Source organism: Streptomyces cinereospinus, from assembly GCF_042430725.1.
GTDB lineage: Bacteria > Actinomycetota > Actinomycetes > Streptomycetales > Streptomycetaceae > Streptomyces > Streptomyces cinereospinus.
In genome coordinates this window covers 20,783-39,369 of sequence record NZ_JBHMCY010000022.1, presented here as the reverse complement: position 1 = coordinate 39,369, position 18,587 = coordinate 20,783, and the positions used below count along the sequence as shown (strand labels likewise).

General features: G+C 74.1%; 22 protein-coding genes. 14 read left to right on the top strand and 8 right to left on the bottom strand.

Going from position 1 to position 18,587, the window contains the following annotated elements:
• Window positions 1-2 precede the first annotated feature (2 nt).
• The 6 genes from ACFF45_RS14060 to ACFF45_RS14035 all read left to right on the top strand — a co-directional run bounded on the left by ACFF45_RS14060 (window position 3) and on the right by ACFF45_RS14035 (window position 4,725).
• Window positions 3-557, top strand: coding sequence for a hypothetical protein (locus ACFF45_RS14060; RefSeq protein ID WP_381346186.1), 555 nt, complete (start codon window positions 3-5; stop codon window positions 555-557).
• A 391-nt stretch (window positions 558-948) separates the two neighbouring features.
• Window positions 949-1,566 carry a TOPRIM nucleotidyl transferase/hydrolase domain-containing protein gene (locus tag ACFF45_RS14055; protein ID WP_381346184.1) on the top strand — a complete coding sequence of 206 codons (618 nt, stop codon included), beginning with the start codon at window positions 949-951 and terminating at the stop codon, window positions 1,564-1,566.
• A gap of 105 nt (window positions 1,567-1,671) precedes the next feature.
• Entirely contained in the window at window positions 1,672-2,475 is an 804-nt protein-coding gene (locus tag ACFF45_RS14050; protein WP_381346183.1) for an alpha/beta fold hydrolase, read from the top strand.
• Complete coding sequence (locus ACFF45_RS14045) at window positions 2,475-3,836, top strand: PP2C family protein-serine/threonine phosphatase (RefSeq protein ID WP_381346181.1); 1,362 nt, start codon at window positions 2,475-2,477, stop codon at window positions 3,834-3,836. The genes ACFF45_RS14050 and ACFF45_RS14045 overlap by 1 nt, the downstream gene beginning before the upstream one ends.
• On the top strand, window positions 3,836-4,204 hold the full coding sequence (locus tag ACFF45_RS14040; RefSeq protein ID WP_381346179.1) for an STAS domain-containing protein: 369 nt from the start codon (window positions 3,836-3,838) through the stop codon (window positions 4,202-4,204). The genes ACFF45_RS14045 and ACFF45_RS14040 overlap by 1 nt, the downstream gene beginning before the upstream one ends.
• A gap of 113 nt (window positions 4,205-4,317) precedes the next feature.
• Window positions 4,318-4,725 (top strand): GvpU-like protein, encoded by a 408-nt coding sequence (locus ACFF45_RS14035; protein WP_381346178.1) that lies wholly within the window; start codon window positions 4,318-4,320, stop codon window positions 4,723-4,725.
• 89 nt (window positions 4,726-4,814) lie between these two features.
• Here the strand turns inward: ACFF45_RS14035 and ACFF45_RS14030 are convergent, their stop codons facing one another.
• The gene (locus ACFF45_RS14030; RefSeq protein WP_381346275.1) at window positions 4,815-6,014 is read right to left on the bottom strand and encodes a phospholipase D-like domain-containing protein; all 1,200 of its coding nucleotides are present in this window, start codon (window positions 6,012-6,014) and stop codon (window positions 4,815-4,817) included.
• A 358-nt stretch (window positions 6,015-6,372) separates the two neighbouring features.
• Between ACFF45_RS14030 and ACFF45_RS14025 the strand changes: the two genes are divergently transcribed.
• Window positions 6,373-6,846, top strand: coding sequence for an SPW repeat protein (locus ACFF45_RS14025; RefSeq protein WP_381346273.1), 474 nt, complete (start codon window positions 6,373-6,375; stop codon window positions 6,844-6,846).
• Window positions 6,847-6,979: 133 nt separating this feature from the next.
• Entirely contained in the window at window positions 6,980-7,717 is a 738-nt protein-coding gene (locus ACFF45_RS14020; RefSeq protein WP_381346176.1) for a hypothetical protein, read from the top strand.
• Between the two features lie 173 nt (window positions 7,718-7,890).
• Here ACFF45_RS14020 and ACFF45_RS14015 read toward each other — a convergent pair whose 3' ends face one another.
• The gene (locus tag ACFF45_RS14015; RefSeq protein WP_381346174.1) at window positions 7,891-9,528 is read right to left on the bottom strand and encodes an alpha/beta hydrolase; all 1,638 of its coding nucleotides are present in this window, start codon (window positions 9,526-9,528) and stop codon (window positions 7,891-7,893) included.
• 182 nt (window positions 9,529-9,710) lie between these two features.
• Entirely contained in the window at window positions 9,711-10,124 is a 414-nt protein-coding gene (locus ACFF45_RS14010) for a winged helix-turn-helix transcriptional regulator (RefSeq protein WP_381346172.1), read from the bottom strand.
• Window positions 10,125-10,201: 77 nt separating this feature from the next.
• Here ACFF45_RS14010 and ACFF45_RS14005 point away from each other — a divergent pair, with 77 nt between their 5' ends.
• The 6 genes from ACFF45_RS14005 (at window position 10,202) to ACFF45_RS13980 (ending at window position 15,452) form a co-directional block, all read left to right on the top strand.
• Entirely contained in the window at window positions 10,202-11,176 is a 975-nt protein-coding gene (locus tag ACFF45_RS14005; protein WP_381346170.1) for a zinc-binding dehydrogenase, read from the top strand.
• Between the two features lie 127 nt (window positions 11,177-11,303).
• Window positions 11,304-12,959 (top strand): PP2C family protein-serine/threonine phosphatase, encoded by a 1,656-nt coding sequence (locus ACFF45_RS14000; protein ID WP_381346169.1) that lies wholly within the window; start codon window positions 11,304-11,306, stop codon window positions 12,957-12,959.
• Window positions 12,956-14,065 (top strand): cobalamin B12-binding domain-containing protein, encoded by a 1,110-nt coding sequence (locus tag ACFF45_RS13995; protein ID WP_381346167.1) that lies wholly within the window; start codon window positions 12,956-12,958, stop codon window positions 14,063-14,065. Before ACFF45_RS14000 ends, ACFF45_RS13995 begins: the two co-directional genes overlap by 4 nt.
• Window positions 14,062-14,472, top strand: coding sequence for an STAS domain-containing protein (locus ACFF45_RS13990; protein WP_381346165.1), 411 nt, complete (start codon window positions 14,062-14,064; stop codon window positions 14,470-14,472). Before ACFF45_RS13995 ends, ACFF45_RS13990 begins: the two co-directional genes overlap by 4 nt.
• A gap of 127 nt (window positions 14,473-14,599) precedes the next feature.
• Window positions 14,600-14,977 (top strand): STAS domain-containing protein, encoded by a 378-nt coding sequence (locus ACFF45_RS13985; RefSeq protein WP_381346163.1) that lies wholly within the window; start codon window positions 14,600-14,602, stop codon window positions 14,975-14,977.
• 73 nt (window positions 14,978-15,050) lie between these two features.
• Window positions 15,051-15,452: an ATP-binding protein gene (locus tag ACFF45_RS13980; RefSeq protein WP_381346161.1), complete on the top strand. Its 402-nt coding sequence runs from the start codon at window positions 15,051-15,053 to the stop codon at window positions 15,450-15,452.
• A gap of 12 nt (window positions 15,453-15,464) precedes the next feature.
• On the opposite strand, the gene ACFF45_RS13975 is transcribed toward ACFF45_RS13980, so the two are convergent.
• The 5 genes from ACFF45_RS13975 to ACFF45_RS13955 all read right to left on the bottom strand — a co-directional run bounded on the left by ACFF45_RS13975 (window position 15,465) and on the right by ACFF45_RS13955 (window position 18,517).
• Window positions 15,465-15,590: a hypothetical protein gene (locus tag ACFF45_RS13975; RefSeq protein WP_381346159.1), complete on the bottom strand. Its 126-nt coding sequence runs from the start codon at window positions 15,588-15,590 to the stop codon at window positions 15,465-15,467.
• The gene (locus ACFF45_RS13970) at window positions 15,587-15,817 is read right to left on the bottom strand and encodes a hypothetical protein (protein ID WP_381346157.1); all 231 of its coding nucleotides are present in this window, start codon (window positions 15,815-15,817) and stop codon (window positions 15,587-15,589) included. Before ACFF45_RS13970 ends, ACFF45_RS13975 begins: the two co-directional genes overlap by 4 nt.
• On the bottom strand, window positions 15,814-16,317 hold the full coding sequence (locus ACFF45_RS13965; RefSeq protein ID WP_381346155.1) for an MFS transporter: 504 nt from the start codon (window positions 16,315-16,317) through the stop codon (window positions 15,814-15,816). Before ACFF45_RS13965 ends, ACFF45_RS13970 begins: the two co-directional genes overlap by 4 nt.
• Before the next feature lie 261 nt (window positions 16,318-16,578).
• Window positions 16,579-16,815 (bottom strand): hypothetical protein, encoded by a 237-nt coding sequence (locus ACFF45_RS13960; protein ID WP_381346153.1) that lies wholly within the window; start codon window positions 16,813-16,815, stop codon window positions 16,579-16,581.
• 403 nt (window positions 16,816-17,218) lie between these two features.
• Window positions 17,219-18,517: an FAD-dependent oxidoreductase gene (locus tag ACFF45_RS13955; protein ID WP_381346152.1), complete on the bottom strand. Its 1,299-nt coding sequence runs from the start codon at window positions 18,515-18,517 to the stop codon at window positions 17,219-17,221.
• Between the last annotated feature and the right edge of the window lie 70 nt (window positions 18,518-18,587).

Genomic DNA, 18,587 nt, shown 5'->3' with positions numbered 1-18,587 from the left:
CCGTGAAGTCTCGCCGTACGCCGTCACGGAAGCGCGCCACGGTCGTCGTCCCGGTGATCGCCGCCCTCCTCGCCGCCCTCTGCGGATGTGGCGAGGAGGCGCCCGGGCGGAACTACGCGGTGCCGGCCGAGCTGTGCGGGATCGCCGTCGGCACCGACGACCTCGCACCGTTCCTGCCGGCCGGAGACGCGATCAGCGTGCGCGCCAAGTCCGGCGGCGGGGTGAGGAGTTGCCAGGTGGTCGTCGACGGCAGGCTCGTCCTGACCACCACGCAGGCGTGGCTGGAGGAGGGCAGGACCACCGCGTACTTCGCGTACGGCCAGTCACTGGAGGCAGTCGGGCACTCGGCGGAGGACGACCGGTTCCGCTACTCGGGGAACGAGGCCTTCGGCAAGACGGCCGGATGCGTCGACTCCCGGTACGGCCAGGAGCTGTACACGGCGATGCAGGCCCAGGGCTCCGGGCACCGCGACGCCGACGCGATGAAACGCCTCATCACGTCCTACACGCACGAGGTCGAGTCCTCGGCCGCGTGCGACGCGGGCGCGCTCACCTGACCGGACCCCAGGTCTGCCGGGAGGGCGGCGGCCGGGGCGGCCCGTCCGGGCTCCGCGACCGACGTCGCCGACCCGGTGAGCCATCCGTGACGTCGAACGGCCCGCCAGGGGCTCCCGGCTGACAGAACGGCACGAGCCCGCCCCGTGTGCCGGAGCGGGCTCGTGTGCTGGAGCGCCGGGCAGGCCTTGCACCTGCATTTCCCCGCAGGAAGCGGGGCGTCTTGCCTTAGACGACCAACGCGTGACCGGCTGCCCGGGGTGCGGGCGGCGAAGCCATGATCGACTATAGCAGGCCTCGTGCCGCTCCGCCGGTCACGGGCGTCGGCGCGGTGCTCGGCGCACGGGCGGAAATCGCGTACCGCCGTGACCGGAGAGGGTGGAGACTCGCCCCATGACTGACATGCGCGCGTTCCGGGAGGCGGTCGTCGCGTGGGCGGCGGGCGGTCCCGGCGACCCCGCGCACCAGCTGGCCACGCGGCTGTCCGTCCGGACCGTCGTCCTGCTCGAAGGGCCGAGCGACGCGGCAGCCGTCGGCGCGCTGGCCGCGAGCCGCGGCCGGGACCTGGCGGCCGAAGGCGTCTGCGTCCTGCCGATGGGCGGTGCGATGAGCGTCGGGCGGTTCGCCCGCCTCCTGGGACCGCCCGGTCTGGGCCTGCGCCTCACGGGCCTGTGCGACGAGGCCGAGCGCGACTACTACGCCCGCGGCTGGGAGCGGGCCGGCGTGGCACGGCAGGAGTTCTTCGTCTGCGCGGCGGACCTGGAGGACGAACTCATCCGCGCGCTGGGGGTCGCACGGGTGCGCGAGCTGGTCCGGGCGCAGGGCGATCTGCGCGCTCTGCGGACGTTCCTGCGCCAGCCCGCCCAGCGGGGCCGCACCCCGCAGCAACAGGTGCGGCGTTTCCTCGGCACGAAGAAGGGACGCAAGATCCATTACGGCCGGGTCCTCGTCGAGGCCCTCGGCCCCGACGGCGTGCCCGCCCCGCTCGACGGCCTGCTGGCCGGCCTCTGACCGCCCGGACGATCCGCTGTCACCTTCCGCGACCGGCACGTCACGGGGCCAGCGGCAGGCGGACCGCCCTGAAGGGCGGTGCGGCCCGAATGGCAGGATGGCGGGATGGACACGCGCAGCAGGAACAACGTGACGGTGACGGGCCGCCCGGACGGGCAGGCGGTGGTGCTGGCGCACGGGTTCGGCTGCGACCAGAACATGTGGCGCCTCGTCGTGCCCGCGCTGGCCGAGCACCACCGGGTGGTGCTCTTCGACTACGTCGGCTCCGGCGGCTCGGACCTGTCCGCCTGGAGCGAGGAGCGTTACGCGTCACTGGACGGCTACGCCCAGGACGTGGTGGACGTCTGCGACGAGCTGGAGCTCGACCACGCCGTGTTCGTGGGGCACTCGGTCAGTGCCATGATCGGCGTGCTGGCCGCACAGGCGGCACCGGCGCGGATCGGTTCGCTGGTGATGGTGGCCCCGTCCCCCTGTTACCTCAACGACGACGACGGCTACCGCGGCGGCTTCACCGCCGAGGACATCGACGAACTGCTGTCGTCGCTGGAGGCGAACTACCTGGGCTGGTCCTCCACGATGGCTCCGGTCATCATGGGCAACCCGGACCGCCCGGAACTGGGCCAGGAGCTGACCAACAGCTTCTGCGCGACCGACCCGGACATCGCGCGGGTCTTCGCCCGCGCCACGTTCCTGTCCGACAGCCGTGCGGACCTGGCGGGCGTGCGGGTGCCGACCCTGGTGCTGGAGTGCGCCGAGGACGTCATCGCCCCGCGCGAAGTCGGCGCGTACGTGCACGCCGCGATCCCCTCCTCCCGGCTGGTCACCCTGAACACCACCGGGCACTGCCCGCAGCTGAGCGCACCCGAGGCCACCGCGGAGGCGATCCTCGACTTCCTCCGGTCGCGGTGATGTGCCGCACCGGCCAGGACCCCGAGCCCTCCGGCACCGGGGACGAGGCCTACATCAACACCGTCTTCACCACGCTGCTGGAGGACAGCTCCGAGGAGCTGTACGAGTCGGCTCCCTGCGGGTACCTGTCGACGCTGATGGACGGCACCATCGCCAAGATCAACGCGACACTGCTGGACTGGCTCGGCCTGGAGCGCGAGGCGGTGGTGGGCCGGCTGCGTTTCACGGACCTGCTCACCGTGGGCGGCAAGCTCTACCACGAGACCCACTTCGCGCCCCTGCTGCGGTTGCAGGGCGAGATCACCGGTATCGCCCTGGAGATGAGGACCAGCCGCGGCAGCCGGCTGCCGGTGCTGGTCTCCTCCGCGGTCAAGCACGGCGGTGAAGGGGAGCCGCTGCTGATCCGCACCACCGTCTTCGACGCCTCCGACCGCCGGGCCTACGAAGAGGAACTCCTGCGCCGCAAGCAGGAGGCCGAGCAGGCCCGGGAAGAGGCCGAGCAGGCCCGCGCACAGGCCGAGCAGGCCCGGGAAGAGGCCGAGCAGGCCCGCGCACAGGCCGAGGCCGACCGGGCCCGGCTCGCCGACGCCCTGACCGTGCTGCAGCGGTCGCTGCTGCCGACGTCACTGCCGGCGGTGCCCGGGATGGAGACGGCCGTCTATTACCACACCGCCTCCGCCGACCAGTTGGGCGGCGACTTCTACGACCTGTTCCCGATCGACGGTGCCCGCTGGGGATTCTTCATCGGCGACGTGTGCGGCAAGGGCCCGGAGGCGGCCGCGCTGACGTCGCTGACCCGGTACACACTGCGCGCCGCCGCCCTCCACGACCCGGAGCCGGCCACCGCGCTGGCCACGCTCAACGCCGTGCTGCACGAGCGGTACACGGCCGGCGGCGACCCCCGCTACTGCACCGCCATATTCGGCGTCGTCGACACCGGCACCGACCCGGACCGCCCCACGGTCCGCATCGCCTCCGGCGGCCACCCCTCGGCCCTGCTGCTGCGCGCCGCGGGAGAGGCCGAGTACCTGCCCACCCCGGGCGGCCTGCTCGTCGGCGTGCTGCCCGACGTGTCCTTCGCCACCGCCGAGACCACCCTCGCGCCCGGCGACACCCTCCTGCTGTACACCGACGGCCTGACCGAGGCGCGTACCGGTCCCACCCGCGACAGCCTGTACGGCGAGGAGGCCCTGCACGCCTTCGTCTCCGCCCGCGCCCCCGCCACCGCCCAGGAGGCGATCACCGCGCTGACCGGGCTGCTGGACAGCTTCGGCGACGGCCTCGACGACGACACCGCCCTGCTCGCCCTCGGCGTTCCCGCCACCCGTCCGCACACCCGCCCGACAACGAATCACCACTGATGAGCCCGCTGAACATCACCGAACGCGCCACCGCCACCGGATACGTCCTGGACGTATCCGGCGACCTCGACTACGACCACGCCCACCTGCTGCGCCGACAGGTCGAAGGCCTCGCGCTGCGGCCCGGCCGGCCTCTGGTCATCAGCCTGAGCGGTCTGGAGTTCTGCGACTCCAGTGGCATCACGGCCCTTCTCGCCGCCCGCCAGGTCGCCCTCGCCGCCGGCGCCGAGGTCGCCCTGGCCGCCGTACCCGCCAACACGCTGCGGATCCTGACCATGGTCGGCCTGGACCAGGTCTTCACCCTCCACGCCGACGCCCCCGGCACCTGCCCGCCGGCCGGGGGGCATGCCCCGCCGCCCTCCGGGTAGGCGGGGTGGCGCCGGTGCGGTGCCCGGCGGCGGGTCGGTCCGGTGCGGGAAGGGCCGCCCCCTGGATCTCGCCCACCCGGTGGGCGGGCAGGCTGTCGACGAGAGGTGCGCCCATGAGTGCTGCCGACCACCACCCCACCGCGGCCGGCGAGAGGGCCCAGCCGGCGGTCGACGTCCATCTGGAGATGCTGCTGCGGCTGGTGGAGGCCCAGAGCGGTGCCGGCATCGCCGTCACCCTGACGACGGCGGGCGGCATCGTCAGCGGCAGCCTCGTCGGGAGCCGGGTGTGGGCCGAGCGGTGGGAGGACGTCGTCGCGGAAGCCGTCGGCGGCCGGGCCGACGCCGAGCAGCTCGTCCTGCTGCCCCGTACGGTGCAGGACAGCCTGGAGGAGGGCAGCCTGCACGCGTTCGTCCATCTGGTGGACGTCACCTTCCTGTCCGCGACCGCCACCCCCACCTCGCCCCTGTGGCGCGGCCGGGTCAGCGACGTCTCCGGCTGGTCGCTCGGCGCGCCGGACTGAGGCCGTACGACCCCTACCCGTGCGACGCTTACCGGCCGGCGGTTCTCGTCTGCTGACGGCCGTCCGCCCCGCGGCGGCGCGAGGCGCGGCTACAGGAAGCGGCGGACGGGGGCCACGGCGATCTCCTTGGCGCGCTGGAGTGCGGCTCGCCGCCGCCACCGGGTCAGGTCGATGGCGACGCTGCGGGTGATGTCCTGGTCGTAGTGGTCGTCCAGGACGGCGGTGAAGGACTCGTCGAGCACGGCGAGCATCACCTCCTCGTCGTGGTCCATGGAGCGGCGGTTGAAGTTGGTGGACCCGATCAGGGCCGCCACCCGGTCCACGGTGATGATCTTGGCGTGCATCATCGTGGGCTGGTACTGCCGGATCCGCACGCCCGCGTCGAGCAGCTCGGCGTAGTGCGCCTGCCCGGCGAGCTGGCAGGCGCGCTGGTCGGTGTACGGGCCGGGCAGCAGGATCTCGACGGCGACGCCGCGGCGGGCGGTGGCGCACAGCAGGTCGATGAAGTACTGGTCGGGCGCGAAGTAGGCGGTGGCGAGGCGGAAGCGCTCCTCGGCGGAGGTCAGCATGACGCGGATCAGCGTCTGCATGTCCTGCCAGCCGAGGCTCGCGGAGCCGCGGACGACCTGGACGATCGCGTCTCCGTGCCGGTCGTGGCCGGTGAAGCGGTCGCGGTCGTCGTACAGCTCGTCATGGCATTCGGCCCAGTTCTGGGCGAACGCGGCGGCGACCCCGTCGACGGCCGGGCCGCGCAACTGCACGTGGGTGTCGCGCCACTCGCCGGGGTCGCGCGCGTCCCCGCACCATTCCTGCGCGATGCCGACACCGCCGGTGAACGCGGTGTGCTCGTCCACGATGAGGGCCTTGCGGTGGCAGCGGTGGTTCTGTTTGAACGGCGACAGCCAGGCGGGCTTGCGGAACCAGGCGATCTGCACCCCCGCGGCGTCCATGTCGTCCAGCAGCGGCTTCTCTATCTGGCGGGCGCCGAAGCCGTCCAGCAGCAGTCGTACCCGGACGCCCGCCCGGGCGCGCTCGGCGAGCGCGGCGGCGAACTCGTGGGCGATCCGCCCGCGCCAGTACACGAAGGTCATCATGTCGATGGTGTGCTCGGCGGCCCGGATGGCGCCGAGCATGGCGGGAAAGATCTCGTCGCCGTTGCGCAGGGGGGTGAGCTGGTTGCCCTCGGTGGCGGCGATGCCGATCAGTCGCTCCAGGCGGCGCCGCAGACGCTGCTTGCGCCTGAGCACGTCCGGCGCGGGGACGGCTCGCTGCTCGGGGAGCGGGGTCAGGCTGTCGGTGCTCACGCTGCGTCTCCGGAACGATGGCGGGCGGCGGTGACGTCGGGCACGCCGGGGCAGGGTGACCCGGCGCGGCGACCCCGGCAGCCTACTGACCGTCCCGGGACGGCACCGTCCCGGCCGGGGCGGCGGTGCGGGACACGCGATGCGGCATCCTACGGCATCGATTCGAAGGAACGTTCGCCCCGGCGCCACACCACCGCGCCCGCCTCCCGGGCGACGGAGGCGTCACCGGCACGGGACAGGGAATAAACACGACAAGCCGGTTTTATCCCACCCTTATGGGTACGTGGAGTCTCGGTAACCGGCTCGTACGCAGGAGGCCATCGTGAGTCACACTCACCCCACCATGGAATCGCACCCGGACATCCTGGAGATGCGGGCTCGTCACGAGCGGGCGGCCACCACTCCGCGGGCACAGGCCATCGAGGCCATGGGCGTGGTCACCGGCCTCTACCTGGCGGCCTCACCGTGGATCGTGGGCTTCAACCAGTTCCCCACCCTGACCGTGAACAACCTGATCGTGGGTCTGGCCTACGCGCTGCTCATCGGCGGCTTCGGCCACGCCTACGAGCGCACCCACAGCATGGCCTGGGCCGCCGCCGCACTGGGCGTGTGGACCGTCATCGCGCCGTGGGTGGTGTCGGGCGACGTGTCGTCCGTACGCACCATCACCAACAACGTCATCGTCGGCCTGATCGCCCTGCTGCTGGCCCTGGCCGCCGCCGCCGGCGCGAACATGCGCTCCGGTCGCGGCACGCGCGGCGCCTCGGCCGGGTACGGAGACCGTCCGCCGTCCGAGGGGTACGGCCCTCGCAGCTGACGCCCGTACGCCGTGAGCGCCCCGGTCCCGCCGGGGCGCTCCGACATGCCCGCGCGGCGGAGCCCGACGTCCTGTCAGGCGGCGGACGGGCACCGGATCCCACCGCACCCGGAGGGTCGGCGAGACTGAGCGGGTGAACGACTACCGCCCGGTTCACCGGGAGACAGCCACGGAGAGGTACGGACGCCTGCGGGTGTGCGGCGCCGATCTCTCCCCGGCCCACTGGCTCACCGGACGGACCGCCGGCTTCGGTGAGCTCGGCGGCCTGGGCACGGTGGCCGGCGTGGCCGCGCCCGGATTCCCCGCCTACGTCCGGGTGCTGCACCCGGCCTCACTGGACGGGACGCCGGTGCGCTGGGCCACGGTGGCGGCCGCGTACGGGCGTGGGGTGACGCCGGTCAGCCGCTGGCACGAACTGGCCGGGATGGCCGACACGTACCAGAACGCCGCCGAGTACGGCCTGCCCGGCGTCTGGGACGAGCACCCGGTGGAGGGTCCGACCCCGCTGCCCGTCGCCGAGATCCTCGTCCGTGTGCTGGAGCGGCACACCGGGACCCCGCAGCAGTGCTGGTTCGGCCTCTGGAACGGCTACGGGAGCCGGGACTTCGACCGGTTCCCCTTCTTCGGGACCCCCGGCCGGGACGAGGTGCTGCTCTCGGGCGCGCTCGCCGACGCCGTCTCCCCCGCCGTCTCGGACGCGTTCGCCGAGCTGCCCGACCTGTGGTGGCCGCAGGACCGCGCCTGGTGCCTCGGCGGGGACGTGGACCTGACGAGCACCTACGTCGGCGGATCCCCCGACCTCGTCGCCGACCTGCTGGCCGAGCCGGACCTGGAGGTTCATCCGGTCGCGCCGGACGCCCCGGTGGGCTGACGCTTCCTCAGGTCCGGCTCGGACGTCCCAGGTCCGGCTCGGACGTCCCAGGTCCGGCTCCGACGTCCCAGGTCCGGCTCGGACGATCCCAGGGCCGGCTCCGATGTCCCAGGTCCGGCTCGGACGATCCCAGGGCCGGCTCGTCGCGATGTCAGGGCCGGCTGGTCGCGATGTCAGGGCCGGCTGGTCAGGATGTTCGCCGCTCCGCCCTCGCCGGCGGCGACCGCGCCCCGCGGCTCGGCCGCCGGGAAGGGGGGCGTGTCCTGCTCGCACGTCGTCCCCGCCGGCGGCAGCGTGCCGTCGACGAGGTAGCGGCTCTCGTGCCGCTGCACGCAGCTGCTGGGGTTGACCAGCGCGGTGTGCCCGTAGCCGTGGTGGGTGAGCAGCCGGGCGTCGGCCAGTTCCTCGGCCATGGCCCGCGAACCGGAGTACGGGGTCGCGGGGTCCTGGGTGGTGCCGACGACGAGGACGGGGTGTGCCGTGGGCTTGTTCCAGGGGCCGCGGTAGCCGTCGGCCGCGACGGCCCGCCAGGTGGCGCACCCCACGGTGGCCCAGGTCCAGTAGCGTCCGGCGTCGCCCGCGCGGGCCGCGCTGGCCTCCTCCAGGGCCTGGTAGGCGCCGGGGTCGCGCGGATGGGGGCTGTCGCCGCAGTACACCGCGGTGGCCTGTTCCTCGCCCAGGTACGGATCCGGGTCCCGGACCGGTGGTGCGGGCGGGAGCGGGGACGGCTCCGGGGCGCGGCCCTGCCAGAGGCTCTGCAGCCTGTCGGCGAGGTCCGCCCACCCTGGGTGGACGGAATACAGGCTGTTCACCACGTCCCCGATCACGGGGCCGTACGCCCACGCGCCCACGGGATCCGTCCGCAGCCGCCGCACCAGCCGGTCGAACTTCTCCCGGGTCGCCTCCGGGCTGCCGGCGGAGAAGGCGCACCGGGCGGCGGTGGCGGACCCGCACAGGCCGAGGAACGCGTCCAGGACGGCCGCCGCGCCGCGGTCCGCGCCCTGCCGCAGGGGTGCCGTGAGCCGGGCGGCGGCGACGGAGCCGTGGTCCGTCCAGGCCTGCGGGTCCCAGTTGCTGTCGAGGACCATGGCGCGGACCGTGCCGGGGAAGAGGTTGGCGTACGTGGCGCCCAGGATCGTGCCGTAGGAGATGCCGAGGTAGGTGAGTTGCGGGTCACCCACCGCCTGACGGAGCCGGTCCAGGTCGCGGGCGGTGTCGGCGGTCGACACGTGGCGCAGGAGTTCGGGGTCGCGCTGGAGGCAGCGCCGGGCGAGGTCCTGGTACGCGGTGATCCAGGCCGCGCGCTGCCGGGCGCCGACCGGGACGCCGGTCGATTTGCCCGCCGTCCACGCCTGGGCCTCCTGGGAGCCGGCGAAGCACTTGACCGCCGTGCTGCTGCCGACGCCCCGGGGGTCCCAGCTGACGATGTCGAACCGTTCCCGTACCTCGCGCGGGAAGAAGGCGTAGTTCTGGGGCATCTGCACGGTTCCCGGGCCGCCGGGGCCGCCGGGGTTGAAGAACAGGGTGCCGATGCGCCGCCCGGGGGCGGTCGCCTTCCGCTTGACGACCGCCAGTTCGACGGTGCGGCCGCCGGGGTCGCCGTAGTCCAGTGGGACCCGCGCGGTCGCGCAGTCGAACGGGCTGCCCTTGACGCAGGGGTGCCAGTCGAGGCGCGGGGCGGACGCGGCGGGTGTCGGCGTACCGTCTGCCGCGGCGGGTCCCGGTCCGGCCAGTGCCGTCGAGCAGGTGACGACTGCGGCGACGGCCGCGGCACAGCACCGGCGGCCGGCTGTGGGAGCAGATATGTGCATGCCTTGTCCATTCACGGCTGGGCGCCCGACGCCGCCATGCGCTGGACGCCGGCGCGCCTACAGGTCCAGACCACCGCGGTCCGGTGCGCCGCGCCATTCGGACGCGGCCGAATGGCTGGCCGTCCGTGGTCCGGGGCCGGCTCAGCCGGACGGGCGGCCGGACGCGGTGCGGACCCGCGTCCTCACCGTGCGGACGTGGGGTCCGGCGCCGTCGGCCGCTCCGCCGCGGTGTCGTAGGCGGCGCGGGCCGCGGCGATGGCGGACCGGTGCCGCTCGGCCCAGTCCACCAGTCCGGTCAGGGAGGCGTGCAGTTCCCGGGCCATCGGCGTGAGGCTGTACTCGACCTTGGGCGGCACGGTCGGGTGGACGGTGCGCACGAGCAGCCCGTCCCGTTCCAGTCGGCGCAGGGTGAGCGTGAGCATGCGCCGGCTGATGCCGTTGATGGCGCGTTCGAGTTCGGTGAAGCGGACCGGGCCGTGGGCGGCGGCGATCAGGATGCCGACACTCCACTTGCCCGCCACGCGATCGAGCACCTCGGTGACCGGACAGGCCTCCTCCCGCACCGCGTCGGTGACACGGGTGTGACTGCGTGACATGAAAGTGCCTCCTTCCGCCGCCCGCCGCGGTTACCGATGATGGCGGCTGTTACATCTCGTGAACTGAGGGGAAGATCATGCCCGTTCGTGCTCTCGTCGTCGACCCGTCCGCACCCGCCGCGGTCCGTCTGGCCGAGGTGCCCGATCCCGTGCCCGGACCGGGTCAGGTCCTGGTGGCGGTCTCCCACGCCTCCCTGAACTACGGCGACCTCAACGACGCGCGCTCCGGCCGGGTGCCCGTGGGCGCGGTGCTCGGCTCGGACGCCGCCGGGGTCGTGGTGGAGGCCGCCGCCGACGGGACCGGGCCGGCCGTGGGTACCCGGGTGGTGGCGCTGACCTCGGGGGCGTTCGCGGAGCGGGTCGCGATCGACGGGGGCGCGCTCGCCGAGGTGCCCGAGGGTCTGGACCTGGCCGAGGCGGCCGCCCTGCCGGTCGCCGGAGTCGCCGCGCTGCGCTCCCTGCGCGCCGCCGGGCTCGGCCCGGACAAGAGGGTGCTGGTCACCGGCGCCTCCGGCGGAGTCGGCCGGTTCGCCGTGCAGTTGGCGGCGCGGGCCGGTGCGCACGTGATCGCCTCGGTGGGCTCGGCGGCCCGCGGGGAGGGACTGACCCGGTTGGGTGCCGACGAGGTGCTGGTCGGCCTGGACGGGCTCGGGCACCCCGTCGACGTGGTCGTCGACAGCGTCGGCGGCCCCCAGCTGGTCGCCGCGTGGAGCCTGCTCGCCCCCGGGGGCAGCGTGCAGAGCGTCGGCTGGACGTCCGGGGAGCCCGCGGTCTTCCCGCCGTACGCGACCGTCGGCCCGGCCAAGTCGCTGACGTCCTTCGTCATCGAGGGAGACGCCGGCGCGGACCTGGCCGTCCTCACCCGGCTGGCCGCCGAGGGCGCCCTCACGGTCGAGCTCGGCTGGCAGGGCTCCTGGGAGCGCTTCACGGAGGCCGCCGCGGCCCTGCGCGAGCGCCGTGTCCCGGGGAAGGCGGTCCTGCGGGTGACCGCCGGCGAGCGGCCCACGTCGGCACTCCTCGCCCCGCACTCGTCCGAAATGCCCCGTATATAGCTCTATGGCGATCGGATCGTGCCACTTGAGGGCTCTTGGTTGATGCACTGCTCCAAGTGCGAGAGGGTGGAGAGCCCTGTATTCCAGTGGAAGGTGATCAGTTCCGCGGCAAGCGGATCTGAAGATCATGACGAGTGTCGAAGGCTTCTCGCGCGCGGCGCAGAGCCTGTTGTCGTCCGTGGGTGCCGCGTGGATGCGGGCGCCCTACCCCGCGTTGGTCGTCGACGCGGCCGGCGCCATCGTGGAAATCAACTCCCAGGCCACCGGCCTCTTCCCGGCGGCGGCGCGCGGCGCGCGACTGGCGGACGTGGCCCCCGACTGGCTGGTGGACGGGCACCAGCGGGCCGCCGGAGGTGGTGACGCCCCGGCCGGCGCGGTGCGCGGCCGGCACGCGCAGTGGACGCTGGAGGCCCACGCGACGCCGGTCGCGGACGGGCTGGTGGTGTGGTGGCTGATCGACGACACCGACCGGTCGCTGGCCGAGGCGGCGCTGGAGAGCGAGCGCGAGCGCACCGCGTTCCTGGCGGACGCCTCCACCCGGCTGCTCGCCTCGCTGAACATCGAGCGGTGCATGGAAGTGGCGGTGGAACTGGCGTCCGAGTACCTGGCCGACGCCGCCGTGCTGGTCGCGCCCGCCTCCGGCAAGCGCCACCCGCTGGCCACCTGCGTCGGCGGCACGGTCACGCGCCGTTCGGCGCGGATCGACCCGTCGGCGGTTCCCGGCCTGGCCGAGGCGCTGCAGGGTTTCCCGCCGGTGCCGTCCCGGTGGATAGACCCCGCCACGCTGCCCGGCTGGGCCGTGCCGGACGGCTTCGGCGGCCCCCTGGGATCGGTGGTGGTCACTCCGCTGCCGGGGCACGGCGTCCCGGCCGGTGCTCTGATCCTGCTGCGCCGCAGCGACCAGGCCGCCTTCGACACCGCGGAGGGGATCTTCGCCCGGGTCCTGGCCGCCCGCGCGGGTGCCGCCCTGTCCGCGGCCCGGCTGTACCAGGAGCAGGCCGGCATCACCGCCACGCTCATGGCGGAGCTGCTGCCTCCGACACTGCGGCACGTGCACGGCGTGGAGTTCGCCGGCGGCTACCGGACGGCGAAGGACACCGAACGCGTCGGCGGGGACTTCTACGACGTCCACCCCGGCACCGGGCCCGGTGAGGAGACCCTGGCGGTCCTCGGCGACGTGTGCGGCAAGGGGCTGGAGGCCGCCGTGCTGACCGGCAAGATCCGCAACACGCTGCACGCCCTGCTGCCGATGGCCGGCGACCACCAGCAGCTGCTGCGGCTGCTCAACGGCGCGCTGCTCAACAGCAGTCACACCCGCTTCGCCACCCTCGTCCTCGCCTCGGTCCAGCGGCGGGGCGGCACCACGCGGCTGCGGCTGACCAGCGCCGGCCATCCCGTCCCGCTGATCGTGCACGGTGACGGCAGCGTGCGGGAGGCGGCGACGTCCGGGACCCTGATCGGGGCCCTGGCCGACGTCCAGGCCACCACCGCGCACGTCGACCTCAAGCCCGGTGACACGTGCCTGCTGTTCACCGACGGCGTCACCGAGGCCCGCGGCGGACCGCTGGGCGACGTGATGTTCGGCGACGCGCGGCTGCGGTCCGCGCTGGCGGAGTGCGCCGGGATGCCCGCGGAGGCCATCGTCGAGCACGTCCAGATGCTGGTCGCCGAGTGGATCGGCGACAACCGGCACGACGACATCGCGGTCATGGCGATCACCGCCTCCCGCACCGCCCATCTCACAGCCGTAGACGGACACAGTCCGGGCAGGTACACCACATGACCGACACCACCTTCGCCGAAGACCACGGCCCACTCCTCGCGCGCGCCCGCGAGGAGTTGTGGCGGGCGGTGTCCGACCGTGACGAGCACGCCGCGGGCCGGGCCGTCTTCGACGCCCTGGACGCCGGTGCCGACGCGGAGGACGTGCTGCTGGAGGTCATCGCCGCGGTGCAGCGCAGGGTCGGCCTGGAGTGGGCGGCCAATCGTTTCACCGTCGCCCAGGAGCACGCCGCCACCGCGATCCACGACCGGATCATCGCCGCCATGGCCCACCGCGGCCCCCCGGCGGACACGCCCGGCACGGCCGGCTCGGTGACGGTGGCCTGCGTGGACGGCGAATGGCACGCGCTGCCGGCCCGGCTGCTGGCCGAGGTGCTGCGGCACCGCGGACACCGCGTGGACTTCCTCGGCGCCCAGGTCCCCACGCCGCACCTGATCGCGCACCTCCACCAGACCTCCCCCGACGCGGTGGCCCTGTCCTCCTCCATCCCGGCCCGGCTCCCGGTCGCGCACACCGCGATCAGCGCCGTGCGGGCCATCGACATCCCCGTCCTGGTGGGCGGTGCCGCCTTCGGCGCCGACGGACGGTACGCCCGCCTGCTGGGCGCCGACGCCTGGGCGCCGGACGCCCGCGCGGCCGCCGGCCTGCTCGCCCGCGGGCTGCCCCGCCCCTCCCCCGGCAGCACGCGGCAGGCCGTGGAGGACCTGCCGCACCTGCTCGACCAGGAGTACACGCTGGTGCTGCGCAGCAAGCGGCAGTTGGTGAAGAACGTCCTGGCCGGGCTGGAGGACCGGCTGCCCGCGATGCGCGGCTACACCGAAGCCCAGCGCGAGCGCACCGCCGAGGACGTCGCGCACATCGTCGACTTCCTCACCTGCGCCCTCTACACCGACGACAGCCGCCTGTTCACGGACTTCCTCGACTGGACCTGCGACGTCCTGGAGGCCCGCCGCGTCCCCGCCCGCGTCCTCGACCCCGGCCTGGCGTTACTGCGGGAGGAGTTGAAGGACTTCCCCCGCGCCCTGGGCTTCCTCGCCCGGGGCCGCGCCACCCTGGACGAGCGGGACGCCCGTCCCCTTCCCCCCGGACCCGAGCACACCGCATGACGACCCACCCGGACGACACCTTCGAGCTGGCCACCGCCCTGGACGACGCCGGCGACGCCCACATCCGCATCACCGGGGATCTCGACTGGGACACCGCCGACGACCTCACCGAAGCGGCCCGTGCCTGCCTGCGGGCGGATCCGCCGCCCCGCCGGCTCCACCTGGACTGCGCGGGGATGACGCTGTGCGACTCGCTCGGCCTGGCCGCCCTGCTCATGATCCACCGGTGTGCCGCCGAGGCGGGCACCGGACTGCACGTGGACAACCGGCCGGCCCACCTCCAACGTGTGTTGCAGATCACGGGCACCGACCACCTCTTCGTCGGCCACGCGGCCGATGACGCCGCACCGGCCGAACCGGAGCGCCGTACCACCGGTCGGCCGCCTCGCCCGCCGCACCGGCCGTGACCGGTCCCGGACGGGCCCCCGCCCCGCCCGGGACCCGCGGCCACCGGCCCGCCCGCCGGTGGCGGTGCCCGCGTGCCGCGTGCACCCCGGCTACCCGGCACCCCCGGCGGCTTGTGAGAATGCCCCGGTGAACGACGAAGCCGAGATCACCGTATCCATGGTCGACAGCGTGCGGATCGTACGGGTCGGCGGGGAACTCGACCCGGGCGAAGCCGACACCCTGATCCAGGGCCTCGCTGTCCCTCCGGACGGATCGCCCCTCGCCACCGTGGTCGACCTGTCCGGGGTCACCTTCGCCGATTCCTCCTTCCTCCACATGCTGCTCACGGCCCGGCAGGACCACGACCGAGCCGGCCTCCCGCTCGTACTCGCGGACGTCAGTCCGTTCGTCCAGCGCCTGCTGGACCTGACCGACACCGCCCGTGCCTTCACCATCGCCCCCGGGCTCCCGGCCGCCGTGGAGCTGGCCCGCGGCCCGCACGACGCCAGTCCGCACCACCCATGACCGGACCCACGGCACATCAGAACGGCAACCCAGCAGAGGGGGAAACGGACATGCGGAGAGCGAAGGAGGAGACGTGACCGCCACGGACCCCACGGGCGGCCGGCTCCAGCAGCCCACCGCCGCCGCCGTCCGCGCCCGCCTCCGCCGCCTCCTGGCCACGCGCACCGCGGGACCACCGCCCCGGGCGGTGGTCGACGACATCCTCCTCGTCGCCACCGAACTGGTCACCAACGCCCTGCGGCACGGCGGCGGTCTGACGGCGTTCGACGCCCGCCTCGACGGCGACACCGTCGTCCTCAGCGTCTCCGACGCCTCGCCCACACCACCGCGCACCGTACCTCGCAGCCATCCCGCCGCGCCGGGCGGCTTCGGCTGGCCGCTCGTCCGACGACTCAGCCGGCACGTCACGGTCACGCCCACCGGCGGCGGGAAGACGATCGAGGTCGTCTTGGGCACGGCAGGCCAGGAGGGTTGACCCGACTCCTCGTCAGGTCGGCGCCGCCTGCGGGGAGCCGCTGCGGTGGCGTGGGCCGCCGCCCCGGGACTCCAGGTCGTCCACCGTGCCGGGCCTGCGCGGGGAGTGCGGTCCTGTGGAGGAGCGGGCCGTGTTCATCGACGACCTTCGGTCCGGTGCCGGGAAGGCCGGTCCGGTCGGGGCACCGGGGCGGGCCGGAGCCCGGTGCGGACGAGGAGGAGCAGTGCCGACGGTACGGCCGCGGCGGCGACGGCCGCGGTGACGCAGAACGCCCGGACGAAGTCGGGGCCCGTCGGCCGTTCTCCGTGGAGCAGGCCCAGCAGCGCCAGGCCGATGGAGCCGCCGATGTACTGCGCGGTGGTCACCACGGCGCTTCCGGTGGCGTCGCTCGCCTGCGGGAGGTCGCGGATCCCGGTGATGCACATACCGGTGAACGCCGTTCCCTGTCCCAGACCGCTGAGCAGCAGTCCCGGCAGCAGGCCGGGCACGTGTCCGCCCTCGGTGCCGGCGGCCAGGGCGAGCGCCCGGAGGCCGGCCGCGCCGGCCGTGCGGCGATCAGGGGCGCGGCGGCGGAGGAGAGCGCGGCACCGATCGAGGAGGCGGCGAAGAGCAGCTGAGCGGTGAGGCAGACCCGCCCGGCGCCGAAGACGTCCGCGAACTGCCCGCCCAGCAGCAGGAAGCCGGCGAAGAAGACCGCGTACGCGCTCACGATCCACTGCGGTGCGACCGCGGAGAAGTGGAGGCTCGTCCCGATGTCGGGCAGCGCGACACAGAGGATCGAGAAGTCGAGCGCCAACAGCAGCTGGGCCCCGGCCGACGCCGTCAGTAAGCGGGCACCCTGCGTCGAAACGGCAGAAACGGGCACGGCCGGTCAGCCTCCGTGGGTCGACGGGTCGGCCCAGGGCGATTCCCGTCGTCCCGGCCTCCGGGCCGCACGACGCACGCGAGCCCACCCCGCGTACGGGATGGGCTCGCGTCTCTGAGCGCCGGGCAGGCCTTGCACCTGCATTTCCCCGCAGGAAGCGGGGCGTCTTTCCTTGGACCACCAACGCGCGACCGGTTTCCCCCAGTTGGGGCGACCCCGGCAAGATCCAGCATAGCGCATGGTGGACCCCGGGTGCGCCGGTCAGGGGACCCGTGACGCCGCGGTGCGGGCCAGGTCCAGGCTCCGGGCACGGGAGGGTGCCGTGGGACTGCCCGCCTCGCCGAGGACGACCAGGGTCCTGCCCACGACCACCAGCACCAGCACCAGCACCAGCACCAGCACCAGCACCAGGGTCTCCCGCACGGTGAACGTCTCGGCGGTCGCGGTGACCGTCGCGTGCCACGAGGCGTCGCCGACGCCCGCCGGCCCGTGCGCCACCACCCGCTCGGTCCGGTCGTGCCGTCGCTCCGCCCGATGCCGAACTCGCCGCACCCGGACAGCACGCCGGCTGCCTGCTGGAGGTCCTGTCGCGCCCCCGTAGCGGACAGCTGGAGGAACGGCCCGCTCTGGCTCTGGGCGAGCCGGACGGGGGGCCGGAGGGCCTCGACGCGGAGCCGGAGCGGGCCGGGGACGCGGCCGTGTCCGGCGCGACGGGCGGTGACGACGGCGTCGGCGCCGCCCGGTCCGCGTCGCCGTCGCCGCACGCCGTGAGGACCGCTGCCAGGAGCGCCGCCACGACCATCCTGCGGGGGCGGCGGACGCGGCTTCCAGGTGTAGTGATCACGAGCGTTGTCGACGCTGGTGATCACTACAGCCGGCGCGGGTTCCGCGCGGGCTTTGTTCAGCCCGCCGGCTCCCGGCGGACGGAGGCCGCCGGGGGGCGTTCGCGCAGGGCACCGTAGGCCAGGAAGTAGGCCGGCACCCGGTTGACCCAGCGTGAGCCGCTGACCAGTTCGGCCACGCGCCGGGCGCGCCCGGGGTCGCCGAGGGGCGAGCGGCCGTGCAGGACCGGATCGATGACGCGGCGGTGGGCGATGCGCTGCAGGCGCTGTGTGAGGGCCGTGGTGGGCCAGCGGCGGCGCTGGACACGGCGCACCGCCGCCGGCAGTCCGGCCGCCCCGCCGGTCAGCGGCCCGACGAGATGGCGGGCGGCGGCCACGGCGTCCTGGACGGCGAGGTTGATGCCGATGCCGAAGACCGGCGACATGGCGTGTGCGGCGTCCCCGATGCACAGCAGGCCCGGCCGGTGCCAGCGCCGCAGCCGGTCGAGCCGTACGTCCAGCAGTTTCACCTCGTCCCAGGAGGTCAGGGTGTGCATCCGGTCCGCGAGCCAGGTGACGGCGGTCCCGTACGTCTGCCTGAACCTGTCGAGGCCGTCCGCGCGCAGCCGCGCGTCGCTGCCCTTGGGGATCAGCGCGGCGCACTGCCAGTAGTCGCCGCGGTCGATCATGGCGCTGAGGAACCGCTCGCCGGCGCCGCCCACCAGCCCGTGCGGATCGCCCTCGCGCCGCGGCAACCGGAACCACCAGGCGTCCATCGGGCAGGGGAACGTGCGCAGGCCCAGCTCGGGCAGTGAGCGGGCCAGCGAGCCCCGGCCGTCGCAGGCGACCGTGAGGGTGGCCCGCAGCTCGCCGGTGCGGCCGTCGGCGGTGCGGTAGGACACCCCGGTGACGCGGCCGCGCTCCACCAGGAACGAGGTCGCCTCGGTGTTCATGCGCAGGGAGAAGGCCGGTTCCTTGCGGGCCTCGTCCGCGAGCAGGTCGAGCAGGTCCCACTGGGGCACCATCGCGATGTAGTTGTAGCGGCGCCGCAGGGCGGCGACGTCGCCGACGGTGACCAGCGACCGGCCGGGGCCGAGCGGCAGCTGGATGGTGGTGACCCGCCGCTGCGGCAGCCGGGCGAACCGCTCACCGAGGCCGAGCTCGTCCAGGAGGGCGAGGGTGGTCGGGTGCACGGTGTCACCGCGGAAGTCGCGCAGGAAGTCGCCGTGCTTCTCCAGGACCGTCACCGCCACCCCGGCCCGGGCCAGCAGCAGGGCGAGGACCATGCCGGCCGGCCCGCCGCCCACCACGCAGCACGTGGTCCGCTCCCCCGCCCGCAGGCCGTCGCTCAGTTCCATCGCGCCCGTCCCTTCCCTCATGCCACACATCGGTCACACTGGTACACATACCCAGGTCGCAGCAGACCGTCGCACATGTCGTCACGTGCCC